General features: G+C 73.9%; 19 protein-coding genes and 1 riboswitch. Of the genes, 10 read left to right on the top strand and 9 right to left on the bottom strand.

Annotated features, from left to right (window positions below):
• Positions 1-110 precede the first annotated feature (110 nt).
• Positions 111-1,241, bottom strand: coding sequence for an alpha/beta hydrolase family protein (locus tag OHT74_RS28995; protein ID WP_328621820.1), 1,131 nt, complete (start codon positions 1,239-1,241; stop codon positions 111-113).
• Positions 1,242-1,594: 353 nt separating this feature from the next.
• Between OHT74_RS28995 and OHT74_RS28990 the strand changes: the two genes are divergently transcribed.
• The 7 genes from OHT74_RS28990 to OHT74_RS28960 all read left to right on the top strand — a co-directional run bounded on the left by OHT74_RS28990 (position 1,595) and on the right by OHT74_RS28960 (position 10,132).
• Positions 1,595-2,863, top strand: coding sequence for an inorganic phosphate transporter (locus OHT74_RS28990; protein ID WP_266668270.1), 1,269 nt, complete (start codon positions 1,595-1,597; stop codon positions 2,861-2,863).
• A gap of 28 nt (positions 2,864-2,891) precedes the next feature.
• Positions 2,892-3,113, top strand: a complete 222-nt coding sequence (locus OHT74_RS28985; RefSeq protein ID WP_266668268.1) for a hypothetical protein — start codon at positions 2,892-2,894, stop codon at positions 3,111-3,113.
• Between the two features lie 114 nt (positions 3,114-3,227).
• Positions 3,228-3,378, top strand: a riboswitch (cobalamin riboswitch).
• A gap of 39 nt (positions 3,379-3,417) precedes the next feature.
• Positions 3,418-4,377 carry a cobalamin biosynthesis protein gene (locus tag OHT74_RS28980; RefSeq protein ID WP_328621819.1) on the top strand — a complete coding sequence of 320 codons (960 nt, stop codon included), beginning with the start codon at positions 3,418-3,420 and terminating at the stop codon, positions 4,375-4,377.
• 11 nt (positions 4,378-4,388) lie between these two features.
• Positions 4,389-5,894, top strand: coding sequence for a cobyric acid synthase (locus tag OHT74_RS28975; protein WP_328623416.1), 1,506 nt, complete (start codon positions 4,389-4,391; stop codon positions 5,892-5,894).
• 112 nt (positions 5,895-6,006) lie between these two features.
• Complete coding sequence (locus OHT74_RS28970) at positions 6,007-8,142, top strand: putative cobaltochelatase (protein ID WP_328621818.1); 2,136 nt, start codon at positions 6,007-6,009, stop codon at positions 8,140-8,142.
• Positions 8,142-8,741: a cob(I)yrinic acid a,c-diamide adenosyltransferase gene (gene cobO / locus OHT74_RS28965; RefSeq protein ID WP_266668262.1), complete on the top strand. Its 600-nt coding sequence runs from the start codon at positions 8,142-8,144 to the stop codon at positions 8,739-8,741. Before OHT74_RS28970 ends, cobO begins: the two co-directional genes overlap by 1 nt.
• 5 nt (positions 8,742-8,746) lie before the next feature.
• Entirely contained in the window at positions 8,747-10,132 is a 1,386-nt protein-coding gene (locus OHT74_RS28960) for a cobyrinate a,c-diamide synthase (protein ID WP_328623415.1), read from the top strand.
• Positions 10,133-10,134: 2 nt separating this feature from the next.
• On the opposite strand, the gene OHT74_RS28955 is transcribed toward OHT74_RS28960, so the two are convergent.
• Entirely contained in the window at positions 10,135-10,860 is a 726-nt protein-coding gene (locus OHT74_RS28955; protein ID WP_328621817.1) for a ZIP family metal transporter, read from the bottom strand.
• 86 nt (positions 10,861-10,946) lie between these two features.
• On the opposite strand from OHT74_RS28955, the gene cobC reads away from it, so the two are divergent.
• On the top strand, positions 10,947-12,377 hold the full coding sequence (gene cobC, locus OHT74_RS28950) for an Rv2231c family pyridoxal phosphate-dependent protein CobC (protein WP_266668253.1): 1,431 nt from the start codon (positions 10,947-10,949) through the stop codon (positions 12,375-12,377).
• Positions 12,378-12,541: 164 nt separating this feature from the next.
• The gene (locus OHT74_RS28945; protein WP_443047587.1) at positions 12,542-13,798 is read left to right on the top strand and encodes a CapA family protein; all 1,257 of its coding nucleotides are present in this window, start codon (positions 12,542-12,544) and stop codon (positions 13,796-13,798) included.
• A 61-nt stretch (positions 13,799-13,859) separates the two neighbouring features.
• On the opposite strand, the gene OHT74_RS28940 is transcribed toward OHT74_RS28945, so the two are convergent.
• Together OHT74_RS28940 and OHT74_RS28935 are read right to left on the bottom strand one after the other, a co-directional pair.
• On the bottom strand, positions 13,860-14,780 hold the full coding sequence (locus OHT74_RS28940; RefSeq protein ID WP_267000054.1) for an SCO1860 family LAETG-anchored protein: 921 nt from the start codon (positions 14,778-14,780) through the stop codon (positions 13,860-13,862).
• Positions 14,781-15,074: 294 nt separating this feature from the next.
• Positions 15,075-16,163, bottom strand: coding sequence for an amidohydrolase family protein (locus OHT74_RS28935; RefSeq protein ID WP_266668247.1), 1,089 nt, complete (start codon positions 16,161-16,163; stop codon positions 15,075-15,077).
• A 63-nt stretch (positions 16,164-16,226) separates the two neighbouring features.
• On the opposite strand from OHT74_RS28935, the gene OHT74_RS28930 reads away from it, so the two are divergent.
• The gene (locus tag OHT74_RS28930; RefSeq protein ID WP_328621816.1) at positions 16,227-17,309 is read left to right on the top strand and encodes a pyridoxal-phosphate-dependent aminotransferase family protein; all 1,083 of its coding nucleotides are present in this window, start codon (positions 16,227-16,229) and stop codon (positions 17,307-17,309) included.
• A gap of 143 nt (positions 17,310-17,452) precedes the next feature.
• On the opposite strand, the gene OHT74_RS28925 is transcribed toward OHT74_RS28930, so the two are convergent.
• From OHT74_RS28925 to OHT74_RS28905, 5 genes are all read right to left on the bottom strand, one after another.
• On the bottom strand, positions 17,453-18,160 hold the full coding sequence (locus OHT74_RS28925; RefSeq protein ID WP_328621815.1) for a DsbA family oxidoreductase: 708 nt from the start codon (positions 18,158-18,160) through the stop codon (positions 17,453-17,455).
• 82 nt (positions 18,161-18,242) lie between these two features.
• Positions 18,243-18,743, bottom strand: coding sequence for a GNAT family N-acetyltransferase (locus tag OHT74_RS28920; RefSeq protein ID WP_328621814.1), 501 nt, complete (start codon positions 18,741-18,743; stop codon positions 18,243-18,245).
• A 62-nt stretch (positions 18,744-18,805) separates the two neighbouring features.
• Positions 18,806-20,254 carry a peptidoglycan D,D-transpeptidase FtsI family protein gene (locus OHT74_RS28915; protein ID WP_266668239.1) on the bottom strand — a complete coding sequence of 483 codons (1,449 nt, stop codon included), beginning with the start codon at positions 20,252-20,254 and terminating at the stop codon, positions 18,806-18,808.
• A gap of 62 nt (positions 20,255-20,316) precedes the next feature.
• Positions 20,317-20,997 carry a response regulator transcription factor gene (locus OHT74_RS28910; protein ID WP_328621813.1) on the bottom strand — a complete coding sequence of 227 codons (681 nt, stop codon included), beginning with the start codon at positions 20,995-20,997 and terminating at the stop codon, positions 20,317-20,319.
• The gene (locus tag OHT74_RS28905; protein ID WP_328621812.1) at positions 20,994-22,301 is read right to left on the bottom strand and encodes a sensor histidine kinase; all 1,308 of its coding nucleotides are present in this window, start codon (positions 22,299-22,301) and stop codon (positions 20,994-20,996) included. Before OHT74_RS28905 ends, OHT74_RS28910 begins: the two co-directional genes overlap by 4 nt.
• Positions 22,302-22,347 lie beyond the last annotated feature (46 nt).

Raw genomic sequence — 22,347 nt, 5'->3', positions numbered from 1 at the left:
GTCTCGCCCGTCACCGGCCGAAAGCCCAAACGGAACCAGCCATTATCGGCGGCGGCCAGGGGGACATACAGGGAGAATGCACCCTCCCTGTCCCGTCCGGCACACGGCCTTCACATAAGAGGGGTGAGAAAGCGCCTCAGGGCTTCCTCGTATCCGGCCGGGTCGGCGTTCCACATCGCCCCGTGCGGGGCTTCGCGGACGGTCTTCAGGGTGACCAGGTCGGGGCGGGCGGCGGCGAGCCTGCGGGAGGGCTCCCAGGGGGCGAGCGAATCGTCCGGGCCGTGGAAGATCAGGACGGGGACGCGCAGCGCCGCGGGGTCCGCACCGGGTCCCGGGCGGTCGGCGCGCAGCCCGGCGCTCCCCTCGGCGGCCCGCACCGCGAGCGGCACCAGCGGGGCCGGGGTGCGGCGGGCGGCGACGAGCGCGCGCAGGGTGGTGTGCCAGTCGAGCACCGGCGAGTCCAGCACGAGCCCGGAGATCCGGTCGGCGAGGGCCGAGCGCTCCGCGGCGTACAGGGCCATGGCGGCGCCGGTGGACCAGCCGTGCAGGACGACCCGGCGGGCGCCGTAGCGCAGGGCGTAGCGGATCGCGGCGTCCACGTCCCGCCATTCCGACTCGCCGAGGTGGCCGAGACCGTCCGGTGAGGCGGGGGCGCCGAGGTCGCCGCGGTAGGCGAGGTCGAGGACGGGCATCCGCTGGCGGTGCAGGAAGGGCATGATCACCATCGGGTGCTCGCGGCCGGCGCCGAGCCCGTGCACGGTGATCACCCAGGTGTCGCGGGCGGCGGGCACGAACCAGGCGGGCAGCCCGCCGAGCTCGCCGGGGATGTCCACGTCGGCATGGTCGAGCCCGAGGGCGGTGCCGGGGTTGCCCGCGTGGACCTGGGGGGTGAGGGTGACCCGGATGCCGGGCTCGAGGCTGCCGTGGGTGACGGCGAGGAGCCGGCGTACGACGGTGTCCGGGCCGGGCGCGGCTCCCTCGAGGACGGGCCCGACCACGGCGTGCACCCCGGGGGCGGTGAGTCCGTACGTACCGGGGCGCAGGGAGGCCAGCGAGCGGGTCAGAACGACCCGCCCGGAGCCGGCGGAGTGGACGCTGAGCCGCGCCTCGCCGGGCAGGGGGCGGCCGGGCTCGTGCCGCAGGGCGGCGTCGGCGGCGTACCGGCCGGCCGCGACCGCGGCTGCACCGGCACCGACGAGGGAGGTGGCGACGACCGCGGCCGTCGCTGTGGCGGTACGCACGGCTCCAGTGTCAAGGCGCGAGCCCGGGCGGGCCACCTGAGCGGAATGTTCCGCATACCGCCGGGCGGGGCCGGGAAGGGATCACGCAGCGGCGCAGCGGGTCGGCCGGAGGAGTGATCTAGATCTCTTCCAGGACCCCTCGAGGGCGGGTCCAGGGGCCTCTGATCGCCTGCGGATCCTTTCGTTCACCCGGCTTTGACGTGCATTAATCGCGGTATCAGCGGGAAAATCAGGACGAAGGTCCCGATGACACGACGGGCCAGTACACCGCTCCGCCCGCGCCAGTTCATCTTCCGTTCACTCAGGTTGCCTACGGTCGCCGAGCCACTGACGTCAAACAGAAGCCTGGGTAAATGGAGCACATAACGCTTCTCCTCGGGATCGTGATCATCACCGCTCTCGTGTTCGACTTCACGAACGGTTTCCACGACACAGCCAACGCGATGGCCACCACCATCTCGACCGGCGCCCTCAAACCCAAGACGGCGGTGGCCATGTCCGCCGTGCTCAACCTCGTCGGCGCGTTCATGTCCGTGGAGGTCGCCAAGACGATCTCCAAGGGCCTGGTCAACGAGGAGGGCATCCAGCCAGAAGTGATCTTCGCCGCCCTGGTCGGCGCGATCCTCTGGAATCTCGTCACCTGGCTGGTCGGACTCCCCTCCAGCTCCTCCCACGCCCTGATGGGCGGCCTGGTCGGCGCGGCCGTCGCCTCCGCCGGCCTCGGCGCCGTCAACGGCGGCACGCTCGTCAGCAAGGTGCTGCTCCCCGCGGTCGCCGCGCCGATCGTGGCCGGTGTGGCCTCGATGCTGGCCGCCAAGGTCACGTACAAGCTCGGCGGCAAGGTCGGCGGCAAGACCGCCACCAAGGGCTACCGCGCCGGGCAGATCGCCTCGGCCGGTCTCGTCTCCCTCGCGCACGGCACCAACGACGCGCAGAAGACGATGGGCATCATCACCCTGGCGCTCATCGCCGGCGGCGCCCTGGACTCCGGCGCCAACCCGCCGGTCTGGGTCATCGTCTCCGCCGGCATGGCCATCGCCCTGGGCACCTCCCTGGGCGGCTGGCGCATCATCCGCACCATGGGCAGCGGCCTGACCGACCTCCAGCCGCAGCAGGGCTTCGCCGCCCAGACCTCGGCCGCGAGCGTCATCCTGGCCTCCTCCACCCTCGGCTTCTCCCTCTCCACCACCCACGCGTGCTCCGGCGCCGTCATGGGTGCGGGCCTGGGCCGCAAGGGCGGTGTGGTCCGCTGGTCCACCGCCACCCGCATGTTCATCGCGTGGGGCCTGACCCTGCCGGCCGCGGCCGTCGTCGCCTCCGGTGCCGAGCTGGTCATGCGTACCGGTGACCTCGGCGTCGCCGCCGTCGCGCTCTTCCTGATCGCCTCCTGCGTCGCCATCTGGGTCATCTCCCGCCGCCAGGTCGTCGACCACAGCAACGTCAACGACGTGCAGCCGGCCGCGGCCGAGGAGCCGGGTGTCGTCACCACGGCCATGGCCGCCGTCACCGTCCCGCCGACCGTGGCCGCCGCCGGTACGACCGCCGCGGTCACCGACGAGGACCTGAAGGCCACCATCCCGGCGGCTGCCCCGACCCCTGCGGCCCCGGCCGCCGCGGTCTGACCCCGAGAACGACAGAGGAATCCGCAGTATGAAGATCGACTGGGCAGCACTCGGCTCCGTCTTCGGGGTCAGCCTCTCCGCCACCGTCGCGCTCGTGGCCCTGTTCACCCTGGGCCTGGTGGGCCTCTCCAAGCACGAGACCGCCACCGAGCAGGGCGGCACCGCCACCCTGGCCCGCAGCGGCGCGTACGCCTGCTTCGCGCTCGTCACGGCGGCCGTCGCGTACGGCATCTACCTGATCGTCAGCTGACCGATTCGGGCACGGTGCACGAAAGCTCCCTCCGGGCTTCCCGGGGGGAGCTTTCCCGTACCCGAGGCCCGGCGTGGTGACCTGCCCCGCCGCAGGTCAACGGCGAGTTGACGGGCCTTCGCGGTGCGTGGTGGACTGCCCGAGCCAATACGGCGGCATGGAGAGGAAGTCCGGTGCGAATCCGGCGCGGTCCCGCCACTGTCACCGGGGAGCACGCGACGCGTGCGCCCCGGGAGCCAGGAACTCCCACCGCCGGACACGTCGAACCAGGGCGCGGACCCTGAGTGAGGACATACCTGCCACCATGCGTGCCGATCGCGTCTTCGCGTACGGCGCCACGGCGGGCCTGATCGGCGACCGGATCCTCGGTGATCCGCGCCGAGGGCACCCCGTGGCCGCCTTCGGACGAGCAGCCGCCGCTGTCGAAGGCGCCCTGTGGCGCGACGACCGCGCCCGGGGCCTCCTCCACACCCTCGTGTGCGCCGGGGGCGCGGCCGCCGTCGGCGCGCTGGGCGCCCGCGCCGTGCGCTCCCGGCCCGCAGCCGCCCGTATCGCCCTGACCGCAGCGGCCACCTGGGCCGTAGTCGGCGGCACCTCCCTGGGCCGTGAGGCCCGCGCCATCGGCGGCGCGCTCGCCGCCGGGGACGCCGAGGTCGCCCGGGAGCGGCTGCCGCACCTGTGCGGGCGGGACCCGCAGGCCCTGGACGAGCAGCAGATGGCCCGCGCCGTCGTGGAGTCGGTCGCCGAGAACACCTCCGACGCGGTGGTCGGGGCCCTCGTGTGGGGCGCCGCCGCCGGTATCCCCGGGCTGCTGGCCTTCCGCGCCGTGAACACCCTGGACGCGATGGTGGGCCACAGGTCGCCGCGCTACCTGCGCTACGGCTGGGCCTCGGCCCGGCTCGACGACCTCGCGGGCTGGCCGGGCGCCCGGCTGACCGCGCTGGCCGCCGTACTGGCCGGACCCGACCGGCGGGGAGCCGTACGGGCCTGGCGTGCCGACGCCGCGAAGCACCCGAGCCCGAACGCCGGCCCGGTGGAGGCCTCGTTCGCCGGGGCGCTCGGCGTACGGCTGGGAGGAACCCTGGCGTACGCGGGGCGGGTCGAGCACCGGGCCGTGCTGAACGGCGGGGCGGGGCGGCCGGTGCAGGTCGCGGACATCGAACGGGCTGTGCGGCTGTCACGGCAGGTGACGTGGCTGGCGCTGGGGGCGTGTGTGGCACTGCGCTGTGCGGTGTCACGTGTGGCTGGGAGGGGACGCCCGTGAGCGGCGGAAAGCTGGGCGGGGGACTCCTCGTCGCCGGTACGACATCGGACGCGGGCAAGAGCGTGGTCACGGCGGGCATCTGCCGCTGGCTGGCCCGGCAGGGCGTGAAGGTGGCGCCGTTCAAGGCGCAGAACATGTCGCTGAACTCGTTCGTGACGCGCGAGGGCGCCGAGATCGGGCGGGCGCAGGCGATGCAGGCGCAGGCGGCGTGCGTGGAGCCGACGGCGCTGATGAACCCGGTGCTGCTCAAGCCCGGCAGCGACCGCAGCAGCCAGGTGGTGCTGCTGGGCAAGCCGGTGGGCGAGATGAGTGCCCGGGGCTACCACGGGGGCAGGCAGGAGCAGCTTCTCGGGGTCGTCACGGACTGCCTGGAGCAGCTGCGGGGCACGTATGACGCCGTGATCTGCGAGGGGGCGGGCAGTCCGGCCGAGATCAACCTGCGCCGGACCGACATCGTGAACATGGGCATCGCGCGGGCCGCGCGGTTCCCGGTGGTCGTGGTCGGGGACATCGACCGGGGCGGGGTCTTCGCCTCGTTCTTCGGGACGACGGCGCTGCTGTCGCCGCAGGACCAGTCGTTGATCGCCGGATACATGGTGAACAAGTTCCGCGGCGACGTGTCGCTGCTGGAACCGGGCATGGAGATGCTGCGTTCCCTGACCGGCCGGGCGACGTACGGCGTGCTGCCGTTCCAGCACGGGCTGGGCATCGACGAGGAGGACGGGCTCCGGGTCTCGCTGCGGGGCGCGGTACGCGAGTCGGTCGTGGCGCCGCCGGTCGGCGAGGACGTCCTGCGGGTCGCGGTGTGCGCGGTGCCGCTGATGTCGAACTTCACGGACGTCGACGCGCTCGCGGCGGAACCGGGGGTCGTGGTGCGGTTCGTGGACCGGGCCGAGGAGCTGGTCGACGCGGACCTGGTGGTGGTTCCGGGTACCCGCGGCACGGTGAAGGCCCTGGAGTGGCTGCGCGAGCGCGGCCTCGCCGATGCGCTGGCGCGGCGGGCCGCGGAGGGCCGGCCGGTACTGGGCATCTGCGGCGGCTTCCAGGTGCTCGGCGAGCACATCGAGGACGACGTCGAGTCCAGGGCCGGCTCGGTGGACGGGCTGGGGCTGCTGCCGGTGCGGATCCGCTTCGAGCGCGAGAAGACCCTGGAGCGGCCTTCCGGGACCGCGCTCGGCGAGCCGGTCGACGGGTACGAGATCCACCACGGGGTGGCCGAGGTCCTGGGCGGGGAGGCGTTCCTCGACGGCTGCCGCGTCGGTTCGGTGTGGGGCACCCACTGGCACGGCTCGCTGGAGTCGGACGGCTTCCGGCGGGCGTTCCTGCGGGAGGTGGCGCTGGCGTCGGGCCGCCGCTTCGTTCCGGCGCCCGACACCTCCTTCGGCGCCCTGCGGGAGGAGCAGCTGGACCTGCTGGGCGACCTGATCGCCGAGCACGCGGACACGGATGCCCTGCTCCGCCTGATCGAGACGGGGGCCCCGGCCGGCCTCCCGTTCCTCCCCCCGGGGGCCCCGTGATGGCGGCAGCCCCCGGCAGACCCGCACATCGCACCCGGCCCGCGGCCACCACCCCGCACGACCACACCGGCCCGCGCACGCGTACTCGTACCCGCACAAGGAGAGGCACCGCATGAGCACGCCCTACCCGTTCACCGCAGTGGTCGGCCAGACCGACCTGCGGCTGGCGCTCCTGCTCAACGCCGTGAGCCCAGCGGTCGGCGGTGTGCTGGTCCGCGGCGAGAAGGGGACCGCCAAGTCCACCGCCGTCCGCGCGCTGTCCGCGCTGCTGCCGCAGGTGGACGTCATTCCCGGCTGCCGGTTCTCCTGCGCTCCCGCCGCCCCCGACCCGGCCTGCCCCGACGGCCCGCACAAGCCCGGCCCGGGCCACGACCGGCCCGCGCGCATGGTCGAGCTGCCCGTCGGCGCCTCCGAGGACCGCCTCGTCGGCGCCCTCGACATCGAGCGGGCCCTCGCCGAAGGCGTGAAGGCCTTCGAGCCCGGCCTGCTGGCCGACGCGCACCGCGGCATCCTGTACGTCGACGAGGTCAACCTCCTTCACGACCACCTGATCGACCTGCTCCTCGACGCCGCCGCGATGGGCGCCTCGTACGTGGAGCGCGAGGGCGTCTCCGTACGCCACGCCGCCCGCTTCCTGCTCGTCGGCACCATGAACCCCGAGGAGGGCGAGCTCCGCCCGCAGCTCCTCGACCGGTTCGGGCTGACCGTCCAGGTGGCGGCCTCCCGCGAGCCCGCCCAGCGCGTCGAGGTGGTGCGCCGCCGGCTCGCGTACGAGGACGACCCCGCCGGGTTCGCCACCCGCTGGTCCGGCGACGAGCAGGACATCCGCGCCCGCGTCGTGGCCGCCCGGGCCCTGCTCCCGAAGGTCCGCCTCGGCGACGCCTCGCTGCTGCAGATCGCGGCGACCTGCGCCGGCTTCGAGGTCGACGGCATGCGCGCCGACATCGTGATGGCCCGTACGGCGACCGCGCTGGCCGCCTGGGCCGGGCGGACCGACGTACGCAAGGAGGACGTACGGCAGGCCGCGCTGCTGGCGCTCCCCCACCGGCGGCGCCGCAACCCCTTCGACGCGCCCGGCCTCGACGAGGACAAGCTCGACGAGATCCTGGACCGGTTCCCCGACGAGGAGCCGGAGAACGAGACCGACCCGGACCCGGAGCCCGAGCCCGAGCCCGAGGGCCCGGACGACGGCGGTCCGGAAGACGGCGGCCCCGACGGCGGAGGCGGCGGGGTCCCCCCGCAGAGCGGGCCGGACGCACCCGAGCCCGAAGCCCCCGAAGTCCCCGAGGCGCAGGACGACACGGCCCCGCCGCCCCCGGACGCCCCGGAGTCCCCCGAGCCGCAGCCCACCTCCCGGGACGGCGCCGCACCGGAGCAGGCCGCCGTACGGGCCGCCGAGCCGTTCCGGACCAAGATGCTCAGCGTGCCGGGCCTCGGCGAGGGCGCGTCCGGGCGGCGTTCGCGCGCCCGTACCGCGCACGGCCGGACCACCGGCGCCCAGCGCCCCCGGGGCCACCTGACGAAGCTGCACCTCGCGGCGACCATCCAGGCCGCCGCCCCGCACCAGAAGGCGCGCGGGCGCAGCGGGCGCGGGCTCGTCGTCCGCAAGGACGATCTGCGCCAGGCCACCCGGGAGGGCCGCGAGGGCAACCTGGTCCTCTTCGTCGTCGACGCCTCCGGCTCGATGGCCGCCCGGCAGCGCATGGGCGCGGTCAAGGGGGCGGTGCTCTCGCTGCTGCTGGACGCCTACCAGCGCCGGGACAAGGTCGGCCTGATCACCTTCCGCGGCGCCGCCGCCGAGCTGGCGCTGCCGCCCACCTCCTCGGTGGACGCGGCCGCGGCCCGGCTCGAGCAGCTGCCGACGGGCGGGCGGACCCCGCTCGCCGCGGGCCTGCTCAAGGCCCACGAGGTGCTGCGCATCGAGCGGTTGCGGGATCCGAGCCGCCGTCCGCTGCTCGTGGTCGTCACCGACGGGCGGGCCACCTCGGCCGGTTCCGTCGGCGGGGACCCGCGCGAGCTCTCGGGCCGCAGCGCCCGGCTGCTCCAGGCGGAGGGCGTCGCGTCGGTGGTCGTGGACTGCGAGTCGGGGCCGGTCCGGCTGGGGCTGGCCGGTGTACTGGCCGCCGACCTCGGCGGGCCCGCCGTCACGCTCGACGGGCTGCGGGCCGACTCGCTGGCCGGGCTCGTGAAGAACGTACGCACCGCAGTGACTTCACCGTCTCACCACACCACCAGGAGGGCCGCGTAATGCCGCAGGGACAGCCGACCGTCGTTCCGGACGACGGACTCACGACGCGCCAGCGCCGCAACCGCCCGCTCGTCTTCGTCCACACCGGCCCGGGCAAGGGCAAGTCGACGGCGGCCTTCGGGCTGGCGCTGCGCGCCTGGAACCAGGGCTGGTCGATCGGGGTGTTCCAGTTCGTCAAGTCGGCGAAGTGGAAGGTCGGCGAGGAGAACGCGCTCAAGGTGCTCGGTGCCTCCGGCGAGGGCGGCCCGGTCGTCTGGCACAAGATGGGCGAGGGCTGGTCCTGGGTCCAGCGCGACGCGCAGCTCGACAACGAGCAGGCGGCCAAGGAAGGCTGGGAGCAGGTCAAGCGCGACCTGGCCGCCGAGACGCACAAGCTGTACGTGCTGGACGAGTTCGCGTACCCGATGCACTGGGGCTGGATCGACGTCGACGAGGTCATCGAGGTGCTGCGCAACCGGCCCGGTACGCAGCACGTGGTGATCACGGGGCGCAACGCGCCGGAGAAGCTGCTGGAGTTCGCGGACCTGGTCACGGAGATGACCAAGGTCAAGCACCCGATGGACGCCGGCCAGAAGGGCCAGAAGGGCATCGAGTGGTGACATCTCTGCACGTTCCGCGCCTGGTCATTGCCGCGCCGTCGTCCGGCAGCGGCAAGACCACGGTCGCGACGGGCCTGATGGCGGCCTTCTCGGAGCGCGGCCTCGCCGTGTCCCCGCACAAGGCCGGGCCCGACTACATCGACCCCGGCTACCACGCGCTGGCCACGGGCCGGCCGGGGCGCAACCTGGACGCGTTCATGTGCGGGCCGGAGCTGGTCGCTCCGCTGTTCGCGCACGGGGCTGCGGGGTGCGATCTCGCCATCGTCGAGGGCGTGATGGGGCTGTACGACGGAGCCGCGGGGCGGGGTGAGCTGGCGTCGACGGCGCAGGTCGCGAAGCTGCTGCGGGCGCCGGTGGTGCTGGTGGTCGACGCGTCGTCGCAGTCGCGGTCGGTGGCGGCGCTGGTGCACGGCTTCGCGTCGTTCGACCCGCAGGTGCGGCTGGGGGGCGTGATCCTGAACAAGGTCGGGTCCGACCGGCACGAGGTGATGCTGCGGGAGGCGCTGGAGGAGGCCGGCATGCCGGTGCTCGGCGTGCTGCGGCGGGCTCCGCAGGTGGCGGCGCCGTCGCGGCACCTGGGTCTGGTGCCGGTCGCCGAGCGGCGGTCGGACGCGCTGTCCTCGGTCGCGGCCCTGGCCGGCCAGGTCCGGGCGGGCTGCGACCTGGAGGCCCTCATGGCCCTGGCCCGCACGGCCCCGCCGCTGGCCTGCGAGCCGTGGTCGCCTGCCGCTGCGCCGGAGGGTGTCCGGGGCGCTGCCCCCGACAACGGCGCCGCGCCGAACGGACGGCCCGTCATCGCCGTCGCAGGCGGCCCCGCGTTCACGTTCTCCTACGCCGAGCACGCCGAGCTGCTCACCGCCGCCGGGGCGGAGGTCGTCACCTTCGACCCGCTCCGGGACGAGGCCCTGCCCGGCGGAACCACCGGCCTGGTGATCGGCGGCGGGTTCCCCGAGGTGTACGCCCCCGAGCTCGCCGCCAACGAGCCGCTGCGCAAGGCCGTCGCGGCCTTCGCCGCGGACGGCGGGCCCGTCGCCGCCGAGTGCGCCGGGCTGCTGTACCTCGCCCGCTCCCTGGACGGCAAGTCCATGTGCGGGGTCCTGGACGCCGACGCGCGGATGTCGGAGCGGCTGACCCTCGGCTACCGCGAGGCCGTCGCGGTGTCGGACAGCGCCCTCGCAGCCACCGGAACCCGGCTGCGCGGTCACGAGTTCCACCGCACGGTGATCGAGCCCGGCGCCGGCGCCGCCCCCGCCTGGGGGTTCACGCACCCCGAACGCCGGGTCGAGGGCTTCGTACAGCAGGGTGTGCACGCCAGCTACCTGCACACGCACTGGGCGGCGGAGCCCTCCGTGGCCCTTCGGTTCGCGGAAGCCGCGGCGCGGGCCAGGTGAGTTCAGTCCGCGAGGCCCACCACCAGCCAGATCCCGGCCACCCCGCCCACCGTGCACATCAGCGTGGACAGGGCGGGGTGCTTGTGGTGCGCCTCGGGCAGGATCTCGGCGGCCGCCAGGTACAGCAGGGCTCCGCCGAAGAAGCCGAGGTACGCCCCGAGCGGTTCCTCCGGAAGGGTGAACAGCAAAGTGGACGCCGCGCCCAGTACCGGGGCCACCGCGTCCGCGAAGAGCATCATCACGGCCTTGCGGCGGGCGTTCCCGTACAGCCGGGTGAGCGTGTACGTGTTGAACCCGTCGGCGAAGTCGTGCGTGACGACGGCCAGCGACACGGCCACGCCCATCCCGCCGCCGACCTGGAAGGCCGCGCCCAGGGCCACTCCGTCGGCGAAGCTGTGGCCGACCATCGCCGCGGCCGCCGTCAGCCCGACCTCGGGGACGCGGCCCCCGTTCTCGGCCCCGTGCGCGGCCTGCCGTACCGCCAGCAGGCGTTCCACGACGTGCGCGATCAGGAACCCGGCCACGAAGAGCAGCAGCGCGAGCGGGACGCCGAACACCTCGCGGCCCGCCGCGCGCAGCGATTCCGGCAGCAGGTCGAGGCCCACGACGCCGAGCATCAGCCCGCCGGCGAGGCCCAGCACGAGGTGGCGGCGGTCGGTGACGCGCTGCGCCGTCCATCCGCCCGCCAGGGTCATCAGGAACGCGCCCAACGCCACGATCACGGCCATGTGCCCCTGAATACCGACTCCTCGCCCCGTGCGCACGTGTGCGCGCGGGCGGCGGGTCACGAACCATTGACGACTACGGAGGGGGCATGATCCCGGTGGGCGAGTACGCGACGCAGCTGGTGGTCGGGGTCGGCGGACGGGCGGGGGTGTCCGTGGCGGAGGTCTGCGCCCTGGTCGAGGAGACGCTGCGGGGGGCGGGGCTGGCCGCCGGGGCGGTGAAGGCGCTGGCCACAGTGGAGTCGAAGGCGGGCGAGGCGGGGATCACGGGCGCGGCGGAACGTTTCGGCGTGCCGCTGCTCAGCTATCCCGCCGAGAAGCTCGCGGGTATCTGCGTACCGCACCCCTCCGACGCGGTGCGCGACGCCGCCGGGACCTCCTCGGTGGCGGAGGCAGCAGCGCTCGCGGGCGGCGGCGAGCTGCTCGTGCCGAAGCGCCGCTCGGTCGCGGCGACCTGCGCCGTGGCCACCGCGCAGGCCCATGACCTGCGCCATCACGGGGACGCGGAGGTGCGCGGCGACGGCGGCGCGCTGGTGGACCTCGCAGTGAACGTACGGGCGCACACCCCGCCGGAGTGGCTCAAGCAGCGCATCGCGGCTTCGCTCGACGTTCTCTCCGCATACCCCGACGGGCGGTCGGCCCGCGCGGCGGTGGCGGCTCGGCACGGGCTGCCGGCCGATCGGGTGCTGTTGACGGCGGGGGCCGCGGAGGCGTTCGTGCTGATCGCGCGGGCCCTGGGCGCGCAGCGACCGGTCGTCGTGCACCCGCAGTTCACGGAGCCGGAGGCGGCCCTGCGCGACGCGGGGCACACGGTGGAGCGGGTGGTGCTGCGGGCGGCGGACGGGTTCCGGCTGGACCCGGCGGCGGTGCCCGAGGACGCGGACCTGGTGGTGGTGGGCAACCCGACGAACCCGACGTCCGTCCTGCACCCGGCGGCGGTGCTGATCGCGCTGGCCCGGCCGGGCCGGATCCTGGTCGTGGACGAGGCGTTCCTGGACGCGGTCCCGGGTGAGCGGGAGGCGCTGGCCGGGCGGACGGACGTGCCGGGTCTGGTGGTGCTGCGGAGCCTGACCAAGACGTGGGGGCTGGCGGGGCTGCGGATCGGCTACGTGCTGGCCGAGCCGCACGTGATCGCGAAGCTGGCGGCGGCGCAGCCGCTGTGGCCGGTGTCCTCGCCGGCGCTGGTGGCGGCGGAGGCCTGTATGGCTCCGGCGGCGCTGGCGGAGGCGGAGGCCGCGGCCCGGCAGATCGCGGTGGACCGGGCGCATCTGCTGGCGGGGCTCGCGGAGTTCGAGGAGATCACGGTCTCGGGGGTGGCGGAGGGGCCGTTCGTCCTGATCCAGGTGGCGGGCGCCATGGAGGTCCGCACCCGGCTGCGCGCCCTGGGCTTCGCGGTCCGCCGCGGGGACACCTTCCCGGGCCTGGACCACTCCTGGCTCCGGCTGGCGGTCCGGGACCGCGCCACGACGGGCCGCCTCCTCCAGGCCCTCGACCACGCCTTGGCCCTGACCGCCCGCTGACCTGCACCTCCGGGCGCAGGGCCGGTCACCCGAGCGGCCCGCGCCGCGTAGCCGATGCCTCTGACCTGCGGCGCCTCGGATATCCGGACGGTCCGGCTCCGTTGGCGGGGCGGGCGGAGGTAGGCGATGATCTCGGCATCAGCAGGGAACCCCGGGGGGCCGGAATGAAGACAAATGCAAAAACAGGCTTGGCACTGACCGCGGTGGCGGCCGTCGCCGGCGGGATCCTCGCCCTGCCGACCCTGCTCGACCGCCTCGACGCCGACGGGGGACGGGGCAACGCCGGCGAGCAGCGGCTCGGGGCCAAGCCCGGCCAGGGCAAGTCGAGCCCGGGCAAGGCGAGTCCCACGACGCCCGCCGGCGCCAAGCCCTTCACGCTCGTCGCGACGGGCGACATCATCCCGTACCCGTCGATCATCCAGCGGGCCGCGGACGATGCGCAGGGCAGCGGCCAGAGCCACGACTTCCGGAAGATACTCGCGGGGGTCAAGCCCCTGGTGGCCGCCGCCGACCTGGCGATATGCCACCACGAGATACCGTACGGCCGGCCCGGCGGCCCCTACACCGGATATCCCGCGTTCAAGGCCCCGCACCAGCTGGCCGACGCTCTGAAGGACGCCGGGTACGACAGCTGCTCGACCGGCTCGAACCACACCCTGGACGACGGCTACGACGGACTCGTCCGCACCCTGGAGCACCTGGACCGGGTCGGCATCAAGCACGTCGGCTCGGCCCGCAGCGCCGACGAGGCCAAGGCCCCGGCGGTCCTCTCCGCCGGCGGCGCCAAGGTCGCCCAGCTGGACTACACGTACGGGACGAACGGCATCCCCGTCCCGGCCGGCAAGCCCTGGTCCGTCAACCTGCTCGACCAGAACCGGGTCGTCGCCGACGCCCGCGCCGCCCGGGCGGCCGGCGCGAACGTCGTCGTCCTCAGCGTCCACTGGGGCACCGAGTGGCAGACGGCCCCCGACCAGCAGCAGCGCGATCTGGCGCAGGCGCTGACCGCCTCGCGCGGCCCGGACGGGCTCCCCGACATCGATCTGATCATCGGCACGCACAACCACGTGCCGCAGCCGTACGAGAAGATCAACGGCACCTGGGTCGTCTTCGGCATGGGCGACCAGGTCGCCAGCTTCTACGAGGCAGACAAGGCCCGCGGCAACATGTCCTCGATCCCGCGCTTCACCTTCGCCCCGGCGGCCGCCCACCCCGGCCGCTGGGAGGTGACCAAGGCCGAGTACCTCACGCAGTACTCGGACATGAACCCGCCGTTCCGCGTCGTCTGCACCTCCTGCGCCCCCGCCGACTCCGGGCTCGGCGCGGCCAGGCAGTCCGCGTACGCCGCCGTCGACAAGCAGGTCAGCGAGGCCGTGCTGTCGCGCGGAGCCGACAAGCAGGGCCTGGTGCACGCCACCCGCTGAACTGCGGACTCCGTTGCGAGGTCATGTGGTCACGAGATCACGTCGTCACGAGATCACGTCGTCACGAGCTGCGGCCGCGCCGGGTCACGACCAGCGCGGTCACGCCGATGCCGAGCAGGGCCAGTGCACCGCCCGCGACGTACGGGGTCACCGAACCGCCGCCGGTCTCGGCCAGGTTGGCGTCGGTGGTGAGGGCGGATCCGGTCCCGGAGGCAGCTGCCTGCGCCTTGACGTCGGGCTTCGCGGACGGCTCCGGGGCCGGCCCGGCCGGGGTTTCGCAGTGCGCCTCGGCGAGCACGACCTCGCCCTCGACCTGCGCCACGTTGAGGTCCAGCGGGTTCACGGACACCTTCAGCCGAAGGGCGGCCGCGGCGGCCGTGGTGGAGGTGGTCTCGGTACCGGAGAGCTCCATGCTGACCAGGCCCACCTTGGGGACCTCGACCTTGGTCGGGCCGCCCGCCGAGAGCGTGACCTTCTTGCCGAGCGCGGTCACCGTGCCCAGTACGTTCGAGCTGGCCACGGGCTTCTTGCCGGCCTCGCACACGGCCTTGGAGGTGACCTTCTCCACCTGGATGAGGGAGAGCACCGGCAGCCCCGGCACGTGCACCTTGGCGTTGGCCAGGTTGGCCTCCGCCTCGGCGCGGTTCTTGTCCGCGGTCGCCTTGGAGGTGGCCACGTCGGCACGCAGCACGCTCACCGGCTGCCCTCCCTCGACCCCGTCCAGGGTCACGGAGAGGGCGGTCTTCTGTGCCGTCGCGGGGGCGCTGACCTCGTTGAGGGTGGTCTTCAGCGGCACGTGGACGGCCTTGTTGAGCAGGCCCACGTCCAGTCCGGCGCGCAGGACGACCGCGCCGGCCTTGCCCTCGCCGCCGCCCGTGGAGCCGCCGCCTCCGGTGGCGAAGGCGGGCGGGGCGGTGAGCAGGGCGACGGCTCCCGTGGCGAGCAGGACGGCTGCGGGCATGCGGAAGGTGTTGCTGTTCAAGGTGGTGGAACCCCCGGGGAGATGGGAGCCGTCGCGCCGCCAATGGGGGACATCGCGCGCCGACGGCCTCTAACCCTCGGAATCTTTACGCACGGAGAGTGAACGGGCGGCAACCCGAGGTGAGTTCACCCCAAAGGGTGGTTTCCATGCATGTATTCGATTAACTACGCATCCCAAGGAACGGGAGTTCTTTTCCGCCACAGGGCGGAAGGGAATGCGCCGACGCCGGTGCCCCGGGCGGTCGTTCACAACGACCGCCGGGGCACCGGCGTCACGCACGCGTCAACTCTGCCCTCAGGCCCGGACCTTGCCGCTCGCAACCACGCGCCGCGGCTGCGCCAGCGCCCGCACGTCGGCCCGCGGGTCGGCGTCGTAGACCACGAGGTCCGCCGGCGCCCCCTCGGTCAGGCCTGGCCTGCCGAGCCACTCGCGTGCCGCCCAGGTCGTCGCCGAGAGGGCTTCCAGCGCCGGGATCCCGGCCCGCACCAGCTCCGAGACCTCCGCCGCGACCAGGCCGTGCGGCAGGGAACCCCCCGCGTCGGTGCCGACGTACACGCCGATGCCCGCGTCGTAAGCGGCTCGTACGGTGTCATACCGGCGCTCGTGCAACCGCCTCATGTGCGCCGACCAGCGCGGGAACTTGGCCTCGCCGCCCGCCGCCATCTTCGGGAACGTCGCGATGTTCACGAGCGTGGGGACGATCGCCACGCCGCGCTCCGCGAACAGCGGGATGGTGTCCTCGGTGAGCCCGGTGGCGTGCTCGATGCAGTCGATGCCCGCCTCGACCAGGTCGCGCAGCGAGTCCTCCGCGAAGCAGTGCGCGGTGACGCGGGCGCCCAGCCGGTGCGCCTCGGCGATGGCCGCCTCGACCTCGGCCCGCGGCCAGCAGGGCGCCAGGTCCCCGACCTCGCGGTCGATCCAGTCCCCCACCAGCTTCACCCAGCCGTCGCCGCGCTGCGCCTCGCGGCCCACGTACGCGACGAGATCGGCCGGCTCGATCTCGTGGGCGAAGTTGCGGATGTAGCGGCGCGGGCGGGCGATGTGCCGACCGGCGCGGATGATCTTCGGAAGGTCCTCGCGGTCGTCGATCCATCGGGTGTCGGAGGGGGATCCGGCGTCGCGAATGAGCAGGGTGCCGGCGTCGCGGTCGGTCAGGGCCTGCCGTTCGGCGGTCTCCGCGTCGACCGGGCCGTGGGCGTCCAGCCCCACGTGGCAGTGTGCGTCGACCAGGCCGGGCAGGGCCCAGCCGGACACCGTGGTGATCTCGCGGGCCCCGTGCGGGCGTTCGTACGAGATCCGGCCGCCGACCACCCAGAGCTCGTCGCGAGCATCGTCGGGCCCGACGAGCACACGCCCCTTCACATGCAGCACGTCATCGGTCATGTTCCGCACTGTACGTGCGTGCTGGGTACGCTCTTGCGGTAGCCCCGGACGAAGAGAGCAGCCGTGAACCACCCCCTCCTGGACCTCCCGCCGCTCACGGCGGAGCGCTTCGCGTCGATCGAGCAGGGAGTCGCGGACCTCCTCTCCACCGGGCAGGACGTGGTGATCACGCAGGGCGAGGCGCTGCTGCCGCTGGAGGGGTGCATCCGCTCGGGGGCGCGGCCCGGCTCGACGGCGCTGAACGTCGTGACCGGCCCGTACGGGACCACCTTCGGCAACTGGCTGCGCGGCTGCGGGGCGAACGTGGTGGACCTGGCGGTCCCCTTCGACACGGCGGTGACGGCCGACCAGGTGGCGCGCGCCCTGGCCGGCCACCCGGAGATCGACTTCGTGTCCCTGGTCCACGCGGAGGCGGCGACAGGCAACACGAACCCGGTCGCGGAGATCGGCGAGGCCGTACGGGCCCACGGCGCGCTGTTCATGCTGGACGCGGTGGCATCGGTGGGCGCGGAGGCGCTGCTTCCGGACGTGTGGGGCGTGGACCTGTGCGTGATCGGCGCCCAGAAGGCGATGGGCGGCCCGGCGGGTGTCTCGGCGGTGTCGGTCTCGGAGCGGGCCTGGGCTCGCTTCGCGGACAACCCGGCCGCTCCGAGGCGCTCGTACCTCTCCCTCCTGGACTGGAAGGAGCGCTGGATCGACGCGGGCCGAACGGCGCTCCCCCACGCCCCGGCGCAGCTGGAGATGCTGGCGCTGGAGGCCTGCCTGGACCGGATCGCGGCCGAGGGCCTGCCGGCGGTGACGGCCCGCCACGCGGCCGCCGCGACGGCGACCCGGGCGGGCGCGATGGCGCTGGGCCTCGCCCCGTACGTCGGCCGGGACTCGGAGGCGGCTCCGGTGGCCACCACGCTGCGGGTGCCGGACGCCTCGCTGGTGGTGGCCAAGGCCCTCGCCGCCGACCCGGCGGCCCCGCTCGCGGCGGGCGGCGGCGCGCTGGCCCGGGAGATGGTCCGGGTGAACCACTACGGCCGGGCCGCATCGCTGCCGACGGTCCTGGCCTCCCTGACGGCTCTGTCCACCGCCCTCTCGACGGACCCGTCCGAGGCGGTGGCGGCCGCCGAAGCAGCCTGGGCAGAAACCCTGCACTGACCCGTCCGGCCTCCCGGCGCCGGCCGGGGCTCGGGGGCCGCCGGTCAGGTCCGGCCCCGGTCACCTGGGCCAAGCCGGCCGGCGGCCGGCACGCGGGCACGACCGCGTCAGGCCGGGGCCGGGACGGCAGGGCCGGGGACCGGTCAGGTCTGCGGGACGGCGCAGGCGCCTTCCGGGTCGCAGGCGTCGGCCGTGGCGGCCGGCTCGGTGAGCTCGCGGCCCGCCCACGCCTGCTCCAGCGCCTGCGTGAACACCTCTGCGGGCTGCCCGCCGGAGATCCCGTAGCGGCGGTCGAGGACGAAGAACGGCACGGCGTTGGCGCCGAGTTCCGCTGCCTCGCGCTCGTCCGCCCGTACCTCCGCCGCATACGCGGAGCCGTCCGCGAGGACAGCGCGGGCCTCCGCCTCGTCCAGCCCCGCCTCGACCGCGAGAGCGACGAGCACCTCGGAGTCGAACACCGACCGCTCCTCCGCGAAGTTCGCCCGGTAGGCGAGGTCGAGCAGCTCTTCCTGGCGGCCGCGGGCGGCAGCCAGGTGCAGCAGGCGGTGGATGTCGAACGTGTTGCCGTGGTCGCGGCCGTCGGTGCGGTACGTCAGCCCCTCGGCGCGGGCGCTGGCGGCGACGTGCTCCTCCATGCCGCGCGCCTCGTCGAGGGTGCGGCCGTACTTCTTGGCGAGCATCTCCAGGACCGGCGCCGTGCTGCCCTTCGGGCTGTTCGGGTCGAGCTCGAAGGACCGGAAGACGACCTCCACCTCGTCGCGGTGCGCGAACTCGGCCAGCCCCTTGGTGAAACGGGCCTTGCCGATGTAGCACCAGGGGCAGGCGATGTCGCTCCAGATCTCGACGCGCATGATCCTTCTTCTCTCCGGGTTCATTGGGGCGCCACGGCTGCGAGCCGCGGCGGTTTCCTGTTCAACCAACTGGCGGAGCGTCTCATTCCCCGGACGCGGCCTGCGGGCCGACGCTGAGCCAGAGCGTGAGGTGGGAGCCGGACCGCGCGGCCCCGGCCGGATCCGGGCGCCAGCCGTGGCGGGCGTAGAAGGCCTGGGCCCGGAGGTTGTGCCCGTAGACCTCCAGCCGGGCCCGCTCGACACCGGCCCGCCGCCAGGCGTCGAGGCAGGCGGCGTGCAGGGCGGCGCCGGTGCCCCGGCGCCAGTGGACCGGGTCGACGTGCAGCTGGGTGAGGGTGGTCTCGCCGTCCGCGGTACGGAAGGCGGCGACCCCGGTGACCTCGCCGTCCTGCTCTGCGCAGAGCACCCCGCCGTCGGCGGCGGCCCGTGCGACGGCCCGGGACCAGCCCTCGCGGGTCCGCGCGAGTTCGGCTGCGCCTGCGTAGGCCTGCTCGGGGACGCGGCCGCGGTAATAGGTGGCCCGGGCCCGGCTGTGGAGGGCGGCTATGGCGTCGAGGTCTGCGGGTTGCGCGGTCCTGATCATGGGAAAGGAAACGCGCCGGGAACCGTGTCGGTTCCCGGCGCGCCCTGCGGCGACCGGCGCTGCTACTTCTTCAGCCACGCCGCCATCATCTTCTGGGCGATGGGGGCGGCGAGCTTGCCCCCGCCGATCTCGGAGCGGTCGGTGTCCGAGTTCTCGATCACCACGGCAACCGCGATCTGCTTGCCGCCCTGCTTGCCGTACGAGGTGAACCAGGCCAGCGGCGGCAGGCTGTTGTTCACGCCGCGCTGCGCGGTGCCGGTCTTGCCGCCCACCTCGGCTCCCGCCACCTGGGCGGGCTTGCCGCCGCCCTCGGTCGCGACCGTCCGCATGGCGTCCTGCAGCATCGACGCGGTCCTGGCGCTCATGACCTGCTCGGACTTCGGGTTCTTGAAGCTCTCGAGCACGTTGCCGTTCGCGTCGGTGACCTCGGAGACCGAGTGCGGGGCGACGAGCTTGCCGCCGTTCTCGATCGCGGCGGTCACCATCGCCATCTGGAGCGGGGTGGCCTGCACGTCGAACTGGCCGATACCCGTCTGCGCGACCTGGTCGACCGACATCTTCTTCGTCGGGTACTTGCTCCCCGGCCGGGCGGTGACGGGCGTCGCGGTCTCCGTGTTGAAACCGAGCTTCTCGGCCATCGCCCGCATCTTGTCCTGGCCTAGCTTGTGCGCCAGCTCCGCGAACACGTTGTTGCAGGACAGCCGCAGCGCGGTGCGCGCGGAGACGTTGTTGCAGGCCGCGGAGCCCGCCTCGCTGGGCAGCAGGGTCCGGGTCCCGGGGATCGTGTACGGGTCCGGGGTGCCGGTCGGCGTGTCGAGATTGGTGACCAGCCCGTTCTCGATGGCCGCCGCCAGGGTGACCAGCTTGAAGGTGGAGCCGGGCGCCTGCGGCTTGCGCAGGGCCACGTTCTCCATGGCCTTGCCCTTGTCCTCGATCAGCTTTTCCCAGGCCGCCTTGTCGTTGGCGCCCGTGATGCTGCCCGGATCGAAGGAGGGGTTGTTCACGATGGCGAGGATCTCGCCGGTCGCCGGGTCGATGGCGACGGCGGCGCCCTGCTTGCCCTGGAGCGCGTCGTACGCGGCCTTCTGCACGTCCTTGTCGACCGTGGTCAGCACGTTGCCCGGCGCGGCCCGCTTGTTGGTGAGCATGTCCATCACGGTCCTGAGCCGGTCGTCGGAACCGTTGAGGATCTTCTTGTAGACGCCTTCCAGCATGCTCGTGCCGAAGGCCTGGGAGCTGTAGCCGGTGAGCGGCGCGTAGAGCGGACCGTCGACGTACGTGCGCTTGTACCCGAAGTCCTTTCCGTCCGTCTTCACCGAGCCGGTGATCGCCTCCCCGCCCACGATGATGTTGCCCAGCGGGTTCTCGTACTGCCCGATGAGGTTCCGCCGGTTGTTCTCGTTGTCTGCGAGGGCCTGGCCTTGGTAGGCCTGCACCCAGGTGACCCGCACCAAAAGGGCCAGCACCAGGAGCAGACAGAAGACCGACGCACGCCTGATCGTCTTGTTCATCCCCCAGAAGGACGCACCAAGGCCCCCGGTCGTTCCGCTCTGCCCCGATTGTGTCCGGGTTCTCAGCTTTTCTTCATGAAGCCGCCCTCGTAGGCCGCGATGACCGCCTGGGTGCGGTCGCGGGAGCCGGTTTTGGAGAGGACCGCAGCGACGTGGGTCTTGACCGTCTGGGGGCCGACGCCGAGGCGTTCGCTCATCTCGTGGTTGGACAGTCCGGTGGCCATCAGGCGCAGTACGTCGGCCTCCCGCTCGGTGAGCCGGGCCACCCAGGGGGCGGCGGGGCCCGGGACCCCGGGGGCGTACGACGCGGCGAGCGAGCGGACAGCCGCGGGGAAGAGCAGGCAGTCGCCGCGGGCGACGAGGCGGACCGCGCCGATCAGCTCGTCGGGGTCGGCCCGCTTGAGGAGGAACCCGGAGGCGCCCGCGCGCAGCGCTTCGTAGACGTACGCATCGTTCTCGAAGGTGGTGACGACCACGATCCGGGGCGGTTCGGCCATGCCGGCGACGATCTGCTCGGTGGCCCGGATGCCGTCGATCTCGGGCATCCGGACATCCATCAGCACCACGTCGGGGGCCAGCGAGCGGACCAGCGGGACGGCTTCCGCACCCGAGGCCGCCTCGCCGACCACCTCCAGGTCCGGTTCGGCCTCGAGGATCACCCGCAGAGCGGTGCGGACCATGCGCTCGTCGTCGGCGAGCACGATGCGCAGCGGCGGCCGCCGTGCCGCGGGCACCGCGTTCATGAGCGTCCCCCGCCGAGAGGAAGGACGGCCCGCAGCCGCCACAGCCCCTGGTGCGGGCCCGCTTCGACGCGGCCGCCCAGCAGGGTGGCCCGCTCGGCGGCGCCGCGCAGCCCGCGGCCCCCGCCGGTGCGGGGCTGCTGCCCGTCGGAGGTACCCGGCGGATTGGTCATGGTGATCTCCAGTTCACGGTGGGTGCTGCCGGTGCCGTCTTCCCGGCCCTGCACGGCGATCCGCAGCTCGACGGAGCCCGCGCCGTGGCGCAGGGCGTTGCTCAGGCCCTCCTGGACGATCCGGTACGCCTCGCGGGAGGCGATCGCCGGGAGCTGTGCCCAGTCCCCCGCCGGTCCGGGGTCCTGCTGGGCGGTGACGGTGGTGCCGGCGCCCCGGGTGCGGGCCAGCAGCCCGTCGAGGTCGGCGGCGAGGGTCGGCGCGGGTGCGGCGTCGGGCCGGGCCGGGTCGCCGTCCCGCAGCAGGCCCAGCACGGCGTCCAGCTCGCCCACCGTCCGCCGGGTGGTGTCCTCGATCGCTGCCAGTGCCTCCCGTACGAACCCGGGGTCGCTGTCGAGCACCCGCCGGGCGGCGACCGCCTGGAGGGTGACGGCGCTCAGGGCGTGCCCGACCGCGTCGTGCAGCTCCCGGGCCAGCCGGTTGCGCACGGCCAGGTCGGCGGCCCGCTCCTCGGCCGCGGCCAGCCGGTCCGCCGCCGTCGGCCCGAGCAGTACGGGGGCCAGCCGGGCCAGCAGCGCCCCCGCCCCGGAGGCGCACAGGACGAGCCCGCACAGCAGCCCGATGCCGAGCAGCGGGGCGGTGTACGGCGCGGCGTCGTTGCTGAACCAGCCCAGGCCCGTCGGGGCCTCCCGCAGCGCCCTCACGAACGGCAGCGCGATCAGCACCACCGCCATGGGCGGCACCGCGAGGCTCATCCCGCTGATCGCCGCGCCGACCCCCACGTGCAGGGTCCACCAGGCCGAGGTCCGGCCCCGGGCCGCCCAGGACCGGGCCGGCCCCTCCGCCAGCCGCTCGCCCGGCACCCCGCACAGGGCCCGTACGGCGCCCACCGACATCGGCCTGACGAGCCCGAAGACGGCGGTCACCGCGGCCATGGGCAGGGAGAGCCCGTAGGAGGCGAAGGTCAGCGGGGTGGAGCCGAAGATGTTGCCCTCACCTGCCACGACACTGACCACCACCTGGGCGAGGAGGAAGTACGGCATCAGCAGGGCCCCGCCCAGGATCAGGTGCACCCAGCGCAGCCGGGCCCGGGCCCCCAGCACCCGCCCCACACCGGCCCGTGTCCCCGCCCACATCCCACTGCCCCCCGGCATTCCGCTGACCCAGCCCTGCCTGCCCACC

The organism is Streptomyces sp. NBC_00354, from assembly GCF_036106915.1.
Lineage (GTDB): Bacteria > Actinomycetota > Actinomycetes > Streptomycetales > Streptomycetaceae > Streptomyces.
Note: the sequence above shows the minus strand (reverse complement) of the source record. Positions and strands in the feature narration are given on the sequence as shown.